Raw genomic sequence first — 15,593 nt, 5'->3', positions numbered from 1 at the left:
GCGTTTATGCCTCCTGAAGACGGCTGACCACCAGATCATGCAGGACCAGCCGGAAGTTATGTGCCTGACGCGGCAGGATAATCGAGAGTTTGGCGGTTTTCGAGCGGCCGAGCAATGAAGCCGGAAACTGCCGGTCGACCTTGACCGCGCCACCGGCGGGGCAGGCGTGGACATGGGACTCTTCGAACCGGTGGGATTTGCGTCCGATGCGGTCGTGATGCGCGACCGAAAGCGCGGTTTCAAACAGATACCCCTCGTTGCCCGAGACCACCAATTCGCATCTGAGCCCCAATCCGCGCGGGTCCAGATCCTGCAGCGAGAGTTCAAGCGCCATGAAGCCCTCGGTCTGCGGCACCTGCAAAACCGCTCGCTGCGCCGCGGTCGAAGCGTGAAACAGCAGCCCGGGTTGATCGCTCGGGGCCGAGAGTTCCAGCCGCGTCAGAAACGGCGTTTGCACTGCCAGCCGGTAGCCGATATCGCCGCCGCCGACCGCATCCCATAGCGACCAGACACGGGCCTCTGGCACGGCATCGGCACCCTGTCGCGGCTCGACATCGCCGATCCGCGCATCCACCGCCTCGATACTGGCGCGCAGGCTTTGCGCCTCGCCGTTGATCTTGTGCCACAGCGCGCTGGTCTCGTCGTTAACCTCTTTGAGCAGGGTCGCGGCACTGGCGCGGATCAGATCCCCGGCCTGAATAGCCGAGAGCGGGGCGGTGTCCTGCGTCAGGTCTTGCGGCGTATTCACCTCGATCTTGGCAAGGTCCGAAAACAGCCGCCAATCATAGGAAGGATTGTCCAAAGTGTTCATCGCCACGCTTTGCGCTTTGTCGCCGCTGCGCTGTATCCGCCGGTGATGATAGGCCAGCGGGCGATCCAGCAGCGCCAGCCGCCAGCGTTGCAAAAACCGGTTCATGAAAGCGCGGTCTTCCATGACGCTGAAGGCCTCGGGAAAGCCGCCGCAGGCCAGCACGGCCTTACGGTTCAGCATCCATTGCACGGGGTAAAGATCATGCCGGTAGGTCGCATAGGCGATTGGATTGACAAAGAAATCCTCTCTGGTGAAGGCCGCGGGCAGGCCTTCGGTGCCCAGTCGCACAATGCTCTCGCGCCCTTTCTCTGTCACGATATCCTCGCGCACGGCAGTGACCAGCGAGGCGACGCCACCCAGATCCGGCGCCATCGGTTTGGTGTCATCATAAAGCCGCAGCAATTCGGCGATGAAAGCCGGCTCCCAAGTGTCGTCATCGTCAAGGCAGCAGACCATCTCGGTCTGCAGGGTCTCGGCGCCGCGGTTGAACGCCGCCGAACGCCCGATCGAGGCGGTCAGATTAAGCGTCGTCATCCGCTGGTCGTCAAAGGCGTGGCTCAATCCGGCCGCGTCAATCGCCTGCGCCAGCGCGCCGGGATCACCGCCGTCGTTAACCAAGATCACCTGCCAGTCGCGCGCGGTCTGCGCCATCACCGCATGTAACGCGCGCGTTACGAACAGCGGGCGGTCTTTGGTGCGGACAACGATTCCAACGCGGGCTTGAGGCATGAAACGATCCTAGGGCTGAACGGGCACTACCGCACAGGGTTACCGCAGCACCCGTTAAGCGTAAATTGAAAAACACCAAGAGGTTAAGGTTTTAGGGCGTTAATTCATAGGGTTTGGACGCAGCGCATGGTAGGCATCGGCGGTCGTTCGCAACCCTGGCGGGAGATGCGGATGGCTTTTTCGGCGTTAGGGCGTTATACAGGCGCTACCTATACACCGTCATCAAGGGCGTCGCGCGCCGAACCTGTGGGCATTGGTCTTGTGGGCATTGGTCTTGCGCATCGACCGCCGCAAGATACCTGTGCGCAGGCTGGCAAAACACCATGGTGGATTTCTCGGCCCCACACCTTGGCAGCGCTTGACTTTGCAGGCGGAAAGCCGGTAAAGCCCACGCGTGCTCCGCATCATCCGATCCGGGGCACGTATCTTTATCATCCTCCGCAAGCCGGGGGCGCAGTTCGAAGGCGGCTTTGCCACAACTCCCATGCGGGGGCCGAAGGACGCGGACAAATCGAAGGAAACAAGGACGATGTTTGCAGTCCTCAAAACCGGTGGCAAGCAGTACCGTGTTCAGTCGGGCGACGTTCTTCGCGTCGAGCGGCTGGCAGCAGATGCTGGCGAAACCGTGCAATTCAACGAAATTCTGATGGTTGGCGGCGAAAGCACCACCATTGGCGCCCCCTTGGTGGACGGCGCCGGCGTGCAGGCCGAAGTGATCGACCAGATCAAAGGCGAGAAGGTCATCCATTTCGTCAAGCGCCGCCGTAAGCACAGCTCGAAGCGCACCAAAGGTCACCGTCAAAAGCTGACGCTGGTCCGCATCACCGACATTCTGGCCTCGGGCGCCGATTCGAGCGGCGTCAAAGCTGCCATCGGTTCGGGTTCGGTCTCGGGTGCGGCTCTGGCGGCTGCGGCTCCGAAAGCGGCGGCAAAACCGGCCAAAGCTGCGGCAAAGCCTGCCAAGAAAGCGGCGCCTGCTGCTGCCGAAGCGGCTGGTGAGCGTCCGGCAAACCTGCTGACCGAAGCCCGCGACGGCAAGGCTGATGATCTGAAAAAGATCACCGGCGTCGGCCCGAAGCTGGAAGGTCTGCTGCACGAGAACGGCGTGTTCCACTTTGACCAGATCGCCGCTTGGGGCGAGGCCGAAGTTGCCTATATGGACGACAAACTGTCGTTCCCGGGCCGGATCACCCGTGACAACTGGATCGAACAGGCCGCTACTTTGGCCGCTGAGAAGGAGTAACACCTCATGGCTCATAAAAAAGCAGGCGGTTCAACCCGCAACGGTCGCGACTCCGCAGGTCGCCGTCTTGGCGTCAAGATCTATGGCGGACAGTCGGTTAACGCTGGCAATATCATCGTGCGCCAGCGCGGCACCAAACACTGGCCGGGCGCCGGTGTTGGCATGGGCCGCGACCACACGCTGTTCGCGCTGACCGAAGGTCATGTATCGTTCACAAAGGGCCTCAAGGGCCGCAGCTTTGTGTCGATCATTCCAGCGGCCGAGGCCGCCGAGTAACACGCAGAATTCACAATTCTCAGTTACCAGGGGCCAGACAGGAAACTGCTGGCCCCTTTCTCGATTCGCCAGCCTGATACCGGAGCTGCCATGACCTTCGCGCCCGCCCAGCCCCCAAAACCCGCGTCGCTTGTGCAACGCGCTTTTGCCTCCGAACGGCTGTTGCTGCGGCCATTGGTCGAGGGCGACGCCGCGCTATTGACCCGCCATGCTGCGGATCGCCGCGTTGCCATGGGCACGCGCTCGATTCCGCATCCTTTGCCCGAAGGCAGCGCCGAAGCCTTCATTCAGGCCGCCCATGCGCCGGATAAGGTCGAGGATATCTGGGCCATCGACGGCACACCCTCGGGCAGCGACAGCCTGCTCGGGGTGATCTCGCTCAAGGCGCTGGACCGCAAGCAAAGCCAGATCGGCTATTGGGTGGCGCCGGGTCATTGGCACAGCGGTATTGCCTCCGAGGCGGTGCGTCTACTGTTGGCCGAAAACCCGCATGACAACCAGACCGTCTTTGCCGAAGTGTTTCAGGACAACCCGGTTTCGGCGCGGTTGCTGACCCAAGCCGGTTTTGAATATATTGGCGATGCCGAGGCTTTCGCCGTCTCGCGCGATATTATCGTGCCCACTTGGACCTATCTGCGCCACATGCGGTGATCCTGCGCCGCCGCGTTATCCTTGATCGCCGGCCCGTGGCGCGCCGGCCTTGAAACAGACCGCTGCTTTGGCTATCGCTTGCAGCAGCGTAACCCCCGGAAGTGTGATATGAAATTCCTCGATCTAGCCAAGGTCACGATCCGCTCGGGCTCGGGCGGCAATGGGTGCGTCAGTTTTCGGCGCGAAAAATACATCGAATTCGGTGGGCCAGATGGTGGCGACGGTGGCACCGGTGGTGACGTCTGGGCCGAAGTCGTGCCCGCGCTCAACACGCTGATTGATTTTCGCTACCAGCAGCATTTTTTCGCCGGCAATGGCGTGCCCGGCATGGGCAAACAGCGCACCGGTAAGGACGGCGAGGATATCATCCTGCGCGTGCCCGCCGGCACCGAAATCCTTGAGGAAGACGGCGAAACGGTGATCGCCGATCTCACCGAGGAGGGCGAGCGTGTGTTGTTGGCCAAAGGCGGCAACGGCGGCTGGGGCAATCTGCATTTCAAAAGCTCGACCAATCAGGCGCCGCGCCGCTCCAACCCCGGACAAGAGGGCGTCGAGCGGATGATCTGGCTGCGGCTCAAGCTGATCGCCGATGCCGGTCTGGCAGGTCTGCCGAATGCCGGTAAATCGACCTTCCTCGCCGCCACGTCGAACGCGCGGCCAAAGATTGCCGATTACCCGTTCACCACGCTGCACCCCAACTTGGGCGTTGTCGGTGTCGACGGGCGCGAGTTCGTCATGGCCGATATTCCCGGCCTGATCGAGGGCGCCAGTGAAGGCCGCGGGCTCGGCGACCAGTTTCTCGGCCATATCGAGCGCTGCTCGGTGCTCTTGCATCTGGTCGATGGCACCTCTGAGGATGTCACCGAGGATTTCCGCATCATCGACAATGAACTCAAGCTCTACTCCGAGATCGTCTACAACAAGCCGCGGATTGTCGGGCTGAACAAGATCGACGCGCTGACCGAGGAAGAGCAGGCCGAACGCATTGCCGCGCTCGAAGAGGTCAGCGGCGCGCGGGTCTATCCGCTCTCGGCGGCGACGAGCAGTGGCGTGATGCAGGTGTTGCGCGCGATCTGGACCGAGATTGCCGCGCAGCGCGCCGAAGCCGCCGCCGAAGAGGAGCCCGAACCGTGGCGACCCTAAGCGCCGACCGCGCGATGCCCCAGCACGCGCCCAGCCTCACCGAGGCAAGGCGCTTGGTGGTTAAAATCGGCTCGGCGCTCTTGGTCGACGCGGCCAGCGGGCGGTTGCGGTCCGACTGGCTCAAGGCTTTGGCGCTGGACGTTGCCGAGGCCAAATCGCGCGGCGTCGATGTGGTGCTGGTGTCCTCGGGCTCGATCGCTTTGGGGCGGCGCGTTTTAGGCCTGCCGGCGGGCGCTCTGGCGCTCGAGCAATCGCAGGCGGCGGCGGCGGTGGGGCAGATCCAACTGGCGCGCGCCTATGAGGAAGCGCTGGCTCCGCATGGCGTCACCACCGCGCAAGTGCTTGTCACGCTTGAAGATACCGAGGACCGGCGCCGCTATTTGAACACCCGCGCGACGATGGAAACCCTGCTGGCGCTTGGCACCGTGCCGATCGTCAACGAGAATGACACCGTCGCCACCGATGAAATCCGCTACGGCGATAATGACCGTTTGGCGGCTCAGGTGGCGATCACCGTCGGCGCGGATCAACTGGTGCTCTTGTCGGATGTCGACGGGCTCTATACCGCCAACCCGCAATCCGACCCGTCTGCGCGGCGGCTTGAACTGGTCACCGCGATCACCCCCGAGATTGCCGCGATGGCCGGTGATCCGGTCTCGGGCCTCTCCAAAGGCGGGATGAAAACCAAGATCACCGCCGCCCGCACCGCCACCGCTGGCGGCTGCGCCATGGTGATCGCGGCGGGCGACACATTGCACCCGCTACTGGCGATAGCCGAGGGCGGGCCCTGCACGTGGTTTGCCGCCCACGGCGACCCGCAAGCGGCGCGCAAACGCTGGATCGCGGCAATGAAAGCGCGCGGCATCCTGCATATCGACGCGGGCGCGGTGGCGGCGCTGCAGGCGGGGAAATCCCTGCTGCCCGCCGGCGTGGTCAGCGTCGAAGACCGTTTCGGGCGCGGCGATGCGGTGGCGATCCACGGCCCCGATGGCGCGTTGCTGGGGCAGGGGCTGGTGCGCTATACCTCGGGCGAAGCGCAGGCCATTCGCGGCCAGCACACGGATAAGATCGCCGAGATTCTGGGCTATCCCGGACGCTCGGTCTTGATCCATCGGGATGATATGGTCCTCTAGGACTGCATTGAAAAGGAACGACAAAATGGACGGTTCAGGCGTTGCGAACATGATGGGCGAGATCGGCACAGCGGCCCGTGCGGCAGCGGCGGAACTGGCCTTTGCAAGCCCGCAAGCCAAGACCCAAGCGCTGACAGCCGCCGCCGATGCGGTCTGGAACGGGCGCGCCGATATTCTGGCCGCCAACGCCGAGGATCTGGAGTTTGGCCGCGGCAAGGGCCTGTCAGACGCGATGATGGACCGGCTGGTTCTTGACGAGCCGCGCATCCAATCCATCGTTGACGGGCTGCGCGCGATTGCGGGTCAGGATGATCCTGTGGGCGCGGTGATTGCCGAATGGGACATGCCCTCGGGCCTGCATATCCGCCGCGTGCGCACGCCTTTGGGCGTCGTTGGCGTGATCTATGAAAGCCGCCCGAATGTCACCGCCGACGCCGCCGCGTTGTGTTTGAAATCCGGCAATGCGGTGATCCTGCGCGGCGGCTCGGAAAGCTACCATTCCTCGGCGGCGCTGCACCGCTGTATGGTTGAAGGATTGCGCGCCACAGGTCTGCCCGAGGCGGCAATCCAAATGGTGCCGACCCGCGACCGCGCCGCGGTGGCCGAGATGCTGCGGATGGTGGAATATATCGACGTGATCGTGCCGCGCGGTGGCAAGGGATTGGTCGGGCTGGTGCAGGCCGAGGCCCGCGTGCCGGTCTTCGCCCATCTTGAGGGCATTTGCCACGTCTACGCCGATGGTGACGCGGATCTGGAAAAGGCGCGCAAAGTTGTGATGAACGCCAAAACCCGGCGCACCGGCATTTGCGGCGCTGCGGAATGCCTGTTGATCGACCGCAAATTCTACGATGCTCATGGCGGGGTGCTGATCGAGGATCTGCTGAAGGCCGGTGTCGAAGTGCGCACTGAGGGGGAACTCTTGCAGATCGCCGGCACGGTGGCGGCGACGCCTGAGGACTTCGGGCGCGAGTTTCTCGACTCGATCATCGCCGCCAAATTGGTCGACGGGGTCGAAGGCGCCATCGCCCATATCCGCGCATTCGGCAGCCAGCACACCGAGTCGATCCTCACCGAAAACCCCACAACCGCGCAGGTGTTTTTCAACCGCGTCGACAGCGCCATTGTGATGCATAACGCCTCGACGCAATTTGCCGATGGTGGCGAATTCGGCATGGGCGCCGAGATCGGCATCGCCACCGGCAAGATGCATGCGCGTGGGCCGGTGGGGGCCGAGCAATTGACCAGCTTCAAGTATCTGGTCGAAGGCGACGGCACCACACGGGCCTAGAGGCGCTCAGATACCGATCTGCACCTCGGTCTCGCTGGTCACAACCCGCAAGGGACCGCTGGCTGCGAGCAGGGCGAAATGCACATTGGCCGAGGAGGGCGCAGCGATCTGCGCGCCCTCGACCATCGGCTGCCAAAGCTCGGTATCCAGTTTCAGCCGCTCGGCCCCCGCGGTCACCGTGTCGTCGCTCACGGTAATCTTGCCGCCCCATGCCAAAGCGGTCTCGGCGCACATTGCCGCCAGCGCCAAACGGCGGGCCGCGGGGCGCGAGACCGAGGCAGATACGTCGCAGGTCAACGCAATCCGCCCGCCGGAGTCCAGCGCGCTCAACCCGTTGACCAGTTCCGCCGCGGTCACCATCTGATCCGCGGATGCACTGCCAAAGGCCAGCCGGAACAGCCGCACGCGCGCCTGTGCCATCTTGACGGCATCGCTCACGAGGTCCAGTTCTGCACTGGGCGGCTGCATCATCTGCAAAAGCTCCACACCGTTGCCGATGGCCCCCAGAGGGCTGACCAGATCATGGCACAGCCGCGAGCCGATCAGCGCCGAGAGATCGCTATCGCTCATGGCCGCGCCCCAAAAGGATGCCGCGATGTCGCTACTCTATGAACCGGGCATGTTTGTGCGCCACCCGCAGCAACCCGATTGGGGCTTGGGACAGGTGCAATCCGCGATCGGCAGCCGTGTGACGGTGAATTTCGAAGAGGCGGGCAAAGTGGTGGTTGATACACGGGTGATCCAACTTGAATGGGTGGTAAAAGCCTGAGACCGGCGGGGATGGGCAACCTAAGGCGCAACTCTCGCGCGAGTCAACCAGCGGGGATATTGCACCTTGGCGCGGCGCGGCCTAGGAGTGCGGCAGGACAAGGCAGAGATGATGATTTCAGAGCGTGAAGACAGCCGACCCAAGGCCGCCAGCTATGTGGTGCGGCTGGCCGATGGCGCTTTGGATCTCAAGGCGGCGCAGCGTTTGCGCTATGAGGTGTTCGTCGCTGAACTGGGCGCCAAGGGCCTGAGTGTTGATCATGAAAATCGGCTGGAAAGCGACGCACTGGATCCCTATTTCGATCATCTGGTGCTGGTCGATCCGTCGATTGATCCGCAGAGCCTGTCGCATGTGATCGGCGTCTACCGGTTGCTGCCTGACACCCGCGCGGCGGAACTCGGGCGGTTCTATTCCGATGCCGAATATGACCTGAGCAAACTGCGCGCGACGGGGCGCCGCCTTGTGGAACTGGGCCGGTCCTGCGTGCATCCCGACCACCGGCGCGGCGCGGCGATGCTGCATCTGTGGAACGGGCTCGCCGATTACGTGCAGGCCCGCGAGATTGAGATCATGTTCGGCGTCGCCTCCTTTCATGGCACCGATGCGCGGCAACACGCGCTGGCGCTCTCGTGGTTGCATGCGCATCACCTTGCGCCGCCCGAGTTGCGGGTGACGGCCTGGCCCGCCCATGCGCAGCCTATGGAGATGTTGCCAACCGCCGGCATTCCCCGTAGCGAAGCCTTGGCCACCATCCCGCCGTTGATCCGCGCCTATCTGCGGCTTGGCGGTTTTGTCGGTGAGGGCGCCTTTATCGACCACGATTTCAACACCACCGATGTGTGTCTGATCATGGACACCTCGGCCATGTCAGAGCGAGCCGTTGACTTCTACACCCGAAAAACCCCGAGAAAGCCAGAGGCGCGCTGATCCCACTTGGGTTTCGCCCGAGGGTGAGGCGCCCGATCTGCGCATTGGTGCGCTCGGTTGGTTGATGGCGGCGTGGCGGTTTCCGGTCATCATTCTGTTCATCGCTACCGGTCTGGCGCTGCATTTGACCCTGCGGCTGATCGAGCGCCCGCTTTTCGGCTTGCGCCGCCCGATCACGCCCTTTGTCACCCAAGGCGTCTGCAAGGGCACCCTGTTCTTGTTGGGCCTGCGCCTGCATGTCACCGGCCGCGCGATGCAGGCACGCGGGGCGGTGGTCGCCAATCACTCAAGCTGGCTGGATATCTTTGTGATGAACGCGGCGCGGAGGATTTACTTCGTGTCGAAATCCGAGGTCGCGGGCTGGCCGGGCATCGGCGTTCTGGCCAAGGCGACGGGGACGGTGTTCATCAACCGCGACGCCCGCGATGCGCGGTTGCAAAAGGAAATCTTCGAAGCGCGGCTGCGCGCCGGTCATCATCTGTGCTTTTTCCCCGAGGGCACCAGTTCCGACGGCGTGCGGATATTGCCGTTCAAACCGACGCTATTCGCCGCGTTTTTCACCCATGGGCTGGAGGATATTCTCAGCGTGCAGCCGGTGACCATCGCCTATATCGCGCCGCGCGGACAGGACGCGCGGTTCTATGGCTGGTGGGGGGAATTGCCGTTGATGACCCACGCGTTGCGTATCCTCTCGCGGGTGCGGCAGGGGCGGGTGGAACTGGTGTTTCACCAACCGGTCGCGGTCAAGGATTTCGCCAATCGCAAGGTTCTGGCCCGCCATTGCGGCGACACGCTGCGCGCGGAACTGGCGCAGCGCCTCCCCGAGGGCGTGATGAGGCAGGCGTGATTACCCGTCGAGCGGCGCAACCAGCGTTTTGAGCGCCGCGAGCGGGTCGTCATTGTCCCAAATCTCGGCCCCGATGGCAAAGAAATCGGTGACCGGCGCGAATTTCTCGACCAATTCCGCGGTCAGCGCGCCTTCGGCGACGACCGGCACTTCGATCACCTCGGACCACCAGGCAAAGAGATCATGCTCGGCGCGCTCGCCGCTGCCCAAGGGGCTGTCACCGATCGGCGCAAAGCTGACGTAATCGGCGCCCGCTTCGGCGGCGTTCAGCCCATCATGGCGCGAATTGCCACAGGCCGCGCCGATGATCGCATCCGCGCCCAACTCGTCGCGCAATTTGCGCACCCCGCGCTGGCCCTCGGGCAGATGCACACCGTCCAGCCCCAGACGCTCGGCCAGCAGCGCGTGATGCTCGATGACCAGCGGGATATCGCGCTCATGCGCCACCGTCCGCAGCGCATCGGCGGCACGCGAAATCAGGTCTTCGTCCGTCGCGGACAGGGTGAGCCGCAGACAGGCGATCTCGATCCCGTCAAGCACATGGGCCAGACGCGGAGCGAATTCCGCCGGATCAAAGGCGGGCGGGGTAATCAGATAGAGTTGCGGGCGCTCTTTGGGATCGGCTTGCTCGGACATGGGAACCTCGGGTGTCTGCGCCAAATTGTTTCGCCCCGTGCATAGCCCGAGGCCGCGCGCGGTGCAATGCGCCGCACGCAGCCAAGGTCAGTGGCATAGCGGCAAGTTCAGTTGCCCGCGCTTTCCATCCGGCGATGCTCCAGCACCCGCTCCAGCCAGCCCAGCTCCATTTCCGGCACCGAGGACAGCAACAGATCGGTGTAATCGTCAAATGGCGGCGTCAGAACCTCGGTCTTGGTGCCATACCGCTGCACACGGCCTTGATACATCACCGCAATCGAATCCGCGATCGCGCGCACCGTGGCAATGTCATGGGTGATGAACAGATAGGCCACGCCTTCGCGTTTTTGCAGATTGAGCAGCAGCTTGAGAATGCCGTCCGCGACCAAGGGATCGAGCGCCGAGGTCACCTCGTCGCAGATGATCAGCTTCGGCTTGGCGGCCAGCGCGCGGGCAATGCAGACGCGCTGTTTTTGCCCGCCCGATAGTTCGGCCGGATAGCGGTCGGCATAGCCTTCGCCCAATTCAATCGCGTCCAAGAGTTCCTGCACCCGCGCATCGCGTTCGCGCCCGCGCATGTTGAAATAGAACTCCAGTGGCCGCCCGATGATCGTGGCGATGGTCTGCCGCGGATTCATCGCCACATCCGCCATCTGGTAGATCATCTGCAACTGCCGCAATTCCTCACGCGAGCGGTCCTTGAGCGCACCGGGCAAGGGATTGCCGTCAAACACCAGCGTGCCTTCGCGCGGCGGCAACAGGCCGGTGATCACCCGCGCCATGGTCGATTTGCCCGAGCCGGATTCGCCAACCAGCGCCAGCGTCTGACCGGCATAAAGATCAACCGAGACATCGCTCAGCACATCCTCATTCATCGCGCCATACCGCGCGGTGATCCCCTCGGCGCGCAGGATCGGCTCGCCCTCGGGCAGCTTTTCACGGTGGTCGATCTTATGCACCGAGACCAGCGCGCGGGTGTAGTCTTCGCGCGGTTCTTCGATGATCTGCTGCACCGTGCCATGTTCGACCAATTGCCCGCCGCGCAGCACCATGATCTCGTCGGACACCTGTGCCACCACCGCCAGATCATGGGTGATATAAAGCGCCGCCACGCCCGAGGTGGCAATCGCGGTTTTGATCGCCGCCAGCACGTCGATCTGGGTGGTCACATCCAGCGCTGTCGTCGGCTCGTCAAAGATCACCAGATCAGGTTTCGGACAGAGCGCCATCGCGGTCATCGCGCGCTGCAATTGCCCGCCCGAGACCTGATGCGGGTAACGCTGGCCGAAGCTCTCGGGCTCGGGCAGCGAGAGGGTTCGGAACAACTCGACAGCGCGCGCCTCAGCCTCGGTTTTGGGCATCAGATTGTGCTTGAGCGTGGCCTCGATCACCTGCTCCATCAGCCGTTTCGCCGGATTGAACGCCGCCGCGGCGGATTGCGCGACATAAGTGACCTCACGCCCCCGCAACCCGCGCAATTCGGTGGAACTGGCGCGGCGGATTTCACGCCCGTTGAGCATGATTTTACCGCCGCTTAACCGGATGCCGCCACGCCCATAGGCCAGTGCCGCCAGCCCGATGGTGGATTTCCCCGCGCCGGATTCGCCGATCAACCCCATCACCTTGCCCGGTTCCAACCGCAGCGAGACGTCATCGACAATCACCGCATTGCGCGGCTTTTCACCCGGCGCGTAGACCGTGGCTTCGATGCGTAAGTTGTTGATTTCTAACAGAGCCTCAGCCACCACGGCCTCCTTTCAGGCTGGTTGTGCGGTTGAGCGCCCAATCCGCCACCAGATTGACCGAGATCGCCAGCGTGACAATCGCCACCGCCGGATAGAGCGCGGCGGAAATCCCGTAAACGATGCCCTCGCGGTTCTCTTTCACGATGCCGCCCCAATCGGCGCCCGGCGGTTGGATACCCAGACCCAGAAACGACAGGGTCGAGATGAAGAGAATGGCGAAGATGAACCGCAGGCCCAGTTCAGCGACCAAGGGCGACAGCGCGTTGGGCAGGATCTCGCGGAAAATCACCCAGCGCTGGCCCTCGCCGCGCAGACGCGCCGCCTCGACGAAATCCATCACGTTGATATCGACGGCCACCGCCCGCGACAGGCGGAACACGCGGGTGCTGTCCAACAGGCCCATGACTAGGATCAGGACCGGCAGGGTCACCGGCATCACCGAGAGCACCACCAGCGCGAAGATCAGCGTCGGGATCGACATCACCAAGTCATTGGTGCGCGACATCACCTGATCGACCAACCCGCCGTAAACCGCCGCGGTAAAGCCCAGAACCGCGCCCAAGGTGAAGGACAGGATGGTCGCAAGCGAGGCCACAAAGATCGTCGTGCGGCCGCCATAAATCATCCGCGTCAGCAGGTCGCGACCGATATTATCGGTGCCCAGCCAGAACTGCGACGAAGACGGCTCCCAGACGTCGCCAACGGTTTCCGACATGCCATAAGGCGCGATGAGTGGTGCGAAAATCGCCATCAAAAAGAACAGGATGGTGATGATCAGCCCGAGAAGGGCAGCGAGCGGGATACCCTTCATTTCGGATGCCTCAATCTTGGATTTGACAGAATAGAGACCACATCCGCGACCAGATTCAGGCCGATATAGATGGTGGCAAAGATCAACCCGCAGGCCTGCACCACCGGCACATCGCGTTTCGACACGTGATCAACCAGATATTGCCCCATGCCGGGATAGACAAAGACCACTTCAATCACCACGACGCCGACCACCAGATAGGCGAGATTGAGCATCACAACATTGACAATCGGGGCGATGGAATTGGGCATTGCATGGCGCGCGATGACGTTGAACCGGCGCAGACCTTTGAGCTCGGCGGTCTCGATATAGGCTGATTGCATCACATTGAGGATCGCCGCGCGGGTCATCCGCATCATATGCGCCAGCACCACCAAAGTGAGCACCAAAGCGGGCAGGGCGACGGCGTTCAGCTTCTCTAAAAAGCTCATGGAATCGTTGATCGTCGAGACCGAGGGAAACCACGAGAGCTTGACCGCAAAGACATACATCATGATGTAGCCGAGCAGAAATTCCGGCAGCGAGATCGAAGTCAGGGTGATCGCGGAGATCAGCCGGTCGGGCCAGCGATCGCGAAACCGCACTGCAAAAAGACCAAGGAAAATCGCCAGCGGCACCGAGACAACGGCGGCCACGGAAGCCAGGAACAGCGTGTTTGTCAGCCGCGAGGCAATCGACTCGGTGATGTCGCGGCCATTCGATAAAGCGGTGCCAAGGTCGCCTTGCAAGGCATTGAAAAGCCACTCGAAATAACGTGTGATGGCGGGCCTGTCGAGGCCCATCTCGGCCCGCATATTGGCCAGTGCTTCGGGGGTTGCGCTCTGGCCGAGAATGGCCTGCGCGACATCTCCGGGCAGGATCTGGGTGCCGAGAAAGATCAACACCGAGGCTGCGAAAAGGAGGAGGAGCCCCAGCGCCAAGCGCTGGGTCACCAGTTTTACAATCGGGTGCATCGGCGGATTATTCCGTCGACCACATCTTGGACGGCGCGAGCCCGTCCATCAGCTCCAGATTCGGGTTCGACACCCAGCCGGTGATCTGGTCGTTATGCGCATCGATGAAGTCGTTGAACATCGGGTTGATCAACCCGCCTTCGTCACGCACGATCCGGCCCATCTCGCTATAGAGTTCCTTGCGGCGGGTCAGGTCCAGCTCGCCACGGGCTTCATAGAGCAGACTGTCGAAACGCTCGTTAAAGAACCGCGTGTCGTTCCAGTCGGCATCCGAAACATAGGCCGTCGAATACATCTGGTCCTGCACCGGACGCCCGCCCCAATAAGAGGCGCAGAAAGGCTCGGTATTCCAGACTTCCGACCAATAGCCGTCGTTGGGCTCGCGGATGATGTTCAACTCGATACCCGCAGCGGCGGCGCTTTCCTGGAACAATTGCGCGGCCTCAACCGCACCGGCAAAGGCGCCATCCGCGGTGCGCAGGTCAATCGGCCCCGAATGGCCCGAGCGCTCAAAATAGAACCGCGCCTGATCGGGATCATAGGTGCGCTGCTCGATGGTGTTGTCGAACAGCGGATAAGAGGCGTTGATCGGCATGTCGTTGCCCAGCGATCCATATCCGCGCAGAATCCGGTCGAGCATATCCTCGCGGTTGATCGCATGTTTCAGCGCCAGACGCAGATCCATGTTGTCAAAGGGCGCGGTGTTGCAATGCATGATGAACACATAATGCCCGCGACCGGCGGTGGTCTGGATGCTGATCCCGGGCGCACGGCCCAAGAGGCCCGCCACGGTCGGCGGCACGCGGTTGACCAGTTGCACCTGACCCGACTGCAGCGCCGAGTTCCGCGCCGTTGCATCGTTGATCACCAGAAGTTCGATGGCGTTGAAATGGCCCATCGAGCTGTCCCAATACTCCTCGAACCGCTCGAAGGTGTGGCGCACGCCCGGCTCGTTATCAACGATCTTATAAGGGCCCGAGAAAATCCCCGCGGTGGGATCGTCAAACCCGCCATTGGGCTGCATCATCAGGTGATAATCCGACAGCAGATAAGGCAGGTCGGCATTCGGCGTCGAGGTTTCGAGGATCAGCGTATCGCCATCCGTCGAAATATTGCTGATGCCGCGCATGATGCCCAGAGCACCCGACTGCGAGTCCTCATCCGAATGGCGGCGCAGGGTCTGCGCACAGTCTTCGGCGGTCAGCGGCTGGCCGTTGTGAAAGGTGATGCCGCTGCGGATTTTGAACCGCCAGGTCATCGCATCCGCCGAGGCTTCGAATTCTTCGGCGACCCGGCCTTCGAGGTTACCGTTGTCGTCGATATTGATTAGCGGCTCGCCCATGATTTTCAGATAGGCAAAGGGCACCTGGCTTTGCGCGGCGGCGGGATCAAGGCTGTTGGTGCTTTCGCCGCCCTGCATCCCCATGGTCAGCGTGCCACCACGACGCGGCCCCTGCGCCAAAGCGGCCGAGCCGAGCAGGCTTCCAGCGGTTGCACCGGCCACACCCAGAGCCGCCGCGCGGCCCATAAAGCTGCGGCGATCGAGTTTGCCACGCGCGGTTCGGTTCAAAAGATATTGGAATTCATCGTTCATCGGTCTCTCCCTGAAGACGCCCCTCTCCTTGGGGTGC

16 protein-coding genes are annotated in these 15,593 nt (G+C 62.7%); 9 read left to right on the top strand and 7 right to left on the bottom strand.

The annotated features are described in order from the left end of the window. Nucleotides 1–4: 4 nt before the first annotated feature. A complete protein-coding gene (locus DDE20_RS11410) occupies nt 5–1,540 on the bottom strand; it encodes a glycosyltransferase family 2 protein (RefSeq protein WP_116558617.1) in 1,536 nt (511 codons plus the stop codon). Between the two features lie 529 nt (nt 1,541–2,069). On the opposite strand from DDE20_RS11410, the gene DDE20_RS11405 reads away from it, so the two are divergent. The 6 genes from DDE20_RS11405 (at nt 2,070) to DDE20_RS11380 (ending at nt 7,274) form a co-directional block, all read left to right on the top strand. Next, nucleotides 2,070–2,783: a 50S ribosomal protein L21 gene (locus DDE20_RS11405; protein WP_116558616.1), complete on the top strand. Its 714-nt coding sequence runs from the start codon at nt 2,070–2,072 to the stop codon at nt 2,781–2,783. 6 nt (nt 2,784–2,789) lie between these two features. After that, nucleotides 2,790–3,059: a 50S ribosomal protein L27 gene (gene rpmA, locus DDE20_RS11400; RefSeq protein WP_116558615.1), complete on the top strand. Its 270-nt coding sequence runs from the start codon at nt 2,790–2,792 to the stop codon at nt 3,057–3,059. Between the two features lie 90 nt (nt 3,060–3,149). Beyond that, a complete protein-coding gene (locus DDE20_RS11395; protein ID WP_116558614.1) occupies nt 3,150–3,710 on the top strand; it encodes a GNAT family N-acetyltransferase in 561 nt (186 codons plus the stop codon). A 108-nt stretch (nt 3,711–3,818) separates the two neighbouring features. Then, a complete protein-coding gene (gene obgE, locus DDE20_RS11390; protein WP_116558613.1) occupies nt 3,819–4,853 on the top strand; it encodes a GTPase ObgE in 1,035 nt (344 codons plus the stop codon). A 14-nt stretch (nt 4,854–4,867) separates the two neighbouring features. Beyond that, the gene (gene proB, locus DDE20_RS11385; protein WP_116558722.1) at nt 4,868–5,986 is read left to right on the top strand and encodes a glutamate 5-kinase; all 1,119 of its coding nucleotides are present in this window, start codon (nt 4,868–4,870) and stop codon (nt 5,984–5,986) included. Between the two features lie 25 nt (nt 5,987–6,011). Next, nucleotides 6,012–7,274 carry a glutamate-5-semialdehyde dehydrogenase gene (locus DDE20_RS11380; RefSeq protein ID WP_116558612.1) on the top strand — a complete coding sequence of 421 codons (1,263 nt, stop codon included), beginning with the start codon at nt 6,012–6,014 and terminating at the stop codon, nt 7,272–7,274. A 6-nt stretch (nt 7,275–7,280) separates the two neighbouring features. Here the strand turns inward: DDE20_RS11380 and DDE20_RS11375 are convergent, their stop codons facing one another. Continuing rightward, nucleotides 7,281–7,844, bottom strand: a complete 564-nt coding sequence (locus tag DDE20_RS11375) for a histidine phosphotransferase family protein (protein ID WP_116558611.1) — start codon at nt 7,842–7,844, stop codon at nt 7,281–7,283. Nucleotides 7,845–7,869: 25 nt separating this feature from the next. Here DDE20_RS11375 and DDE20_RS11370 point away from each other — a divergent pair, with 25 nt between their 5' ends. The 3 genes from DDE20_RS11370 to olsA all read left to right on the top strand — a co-directional run bounded on the left by DDE20_RS11370 (nt 7,870) and on the right by olsA (nt 9,817). Next, nucleotides 7,870–8,043 (top strand): DUF3553 domain-containing protein, encoded by a 174-nt coding sequence (locus DDE20_RS11370; protein ID WP_116558610.1) that lies wholly within the window; start codon nt 7,870–7,872, stop codon nt 8,041–8,043. Between the two features lie 108 nt (nt 8,044–8,151). Then, entirely contained in the window at nt 8,152–8,970 is an 819-nt protein-coding gene (gene olsB / locus DDE20_RS11365; RefSeq protein ID WP_240608007.1) for an L-ornithine N(alpha)-acyltransferase, read from the top strand. Beyond that, entirely contained in the window at nt 8,924–9,817 is an 894-nt protein-coding gene (gene olsA / locus DDE20_RS11360; RefSeq protein ID WP_476704017.1) for a lyso-ornithine lipid O-acyltransferase, read from the top strand. Before olsB ends, olsA begins: the two co-directional genes overlap by 47 nt. Here olsA and DDE20_RS11355 read toward each other — a convergent pair whose 3' ends face one another. The 5 genes from DDE20_RS11355 to DDE20_RS11335 all read right to left on the bottom strand — a co-directional run bounded on the left by DDE20_RS11355 (nt 9,818) and on the right by DDE20_RS11335 (nt 15,556). Next, nucleotides 9,818–10,453, bottom strand: coding sequence for a thiamine phosphate synthase (locus DDE20_RS11355; RefSeq protein WP_116558608.1), 636 nt, complete (start codon nt 10,451–10,453; stop codon nt 9,818–9,820). A gap of 107 nt (nt 10,454–10,560) precedes the next feature. After that, nucleotides 10,561–12,198 carry an ABC transporter ATP-binding protein gene (locus DDE20_RS11350; protein WP_116558607.1) on the bottom strand — a complete coding sequence of 546 codons (1,638 nt, stop codon included), beginning with the start codon at nt 12,196–12,198 and terminating at the stop codon, nt 10,561–10,563. Next, nucleotides 12,191–13,009, bottom strand: coding sequence for an ABC transporter permease (locus DDE20_RS11345; protein WP_116558606.1), 819 nt, complete (start codon nt 13,007–13,009; stop codon nt 12,191–12,193). The genes DDE20_RS11350 and DDE20_RS11345 overlap by 8 nt, the downstream gene beginning before the upstream one ends. Then, a complete protein-coding gene (locus DDE20_RS11340) occupies nt 13,006–13,962 on the bottom strand; it encodes an ABC transporter permease (RefSeq protein ID WP_116558605.1) in 957 nt (318 codons plus the stop codon). Before DDE20_RS11340 ends, DDE20_RS11345 begins: the two co-directional genes overlap by 4 nt. Before the next feature lie 7 nt (nt 13,963–13,969). Continuing rightward, nucleotides 13,970–15,556, bottom strand: coding sequence for an ABC transporter substrate-binding protein (locus DDE20_RS11335; protein WP_116558604.1), 1,587 nt, complete (start codon nt 15,554–15,556; stop codon nt 13,970–13,972). Nucleotides 15,557–15,593 lie beyond the last annotated feature (37 nt).

It is taken from the genome of Pararhodobacter oceanensis, from assembly GCF_003076755.1.
GTDB lineage: Bacteria > Pseudomonadota > Alphaproteobacteria > Rhodobacterales > Rhodobacteraceae > Pararhodobacter > Pararhodobacter oceanensis.
Note: the sequence above shows the minus strand (reverse complement) of the source record. Positions and strands in the feature narration are given on the sequence as shown.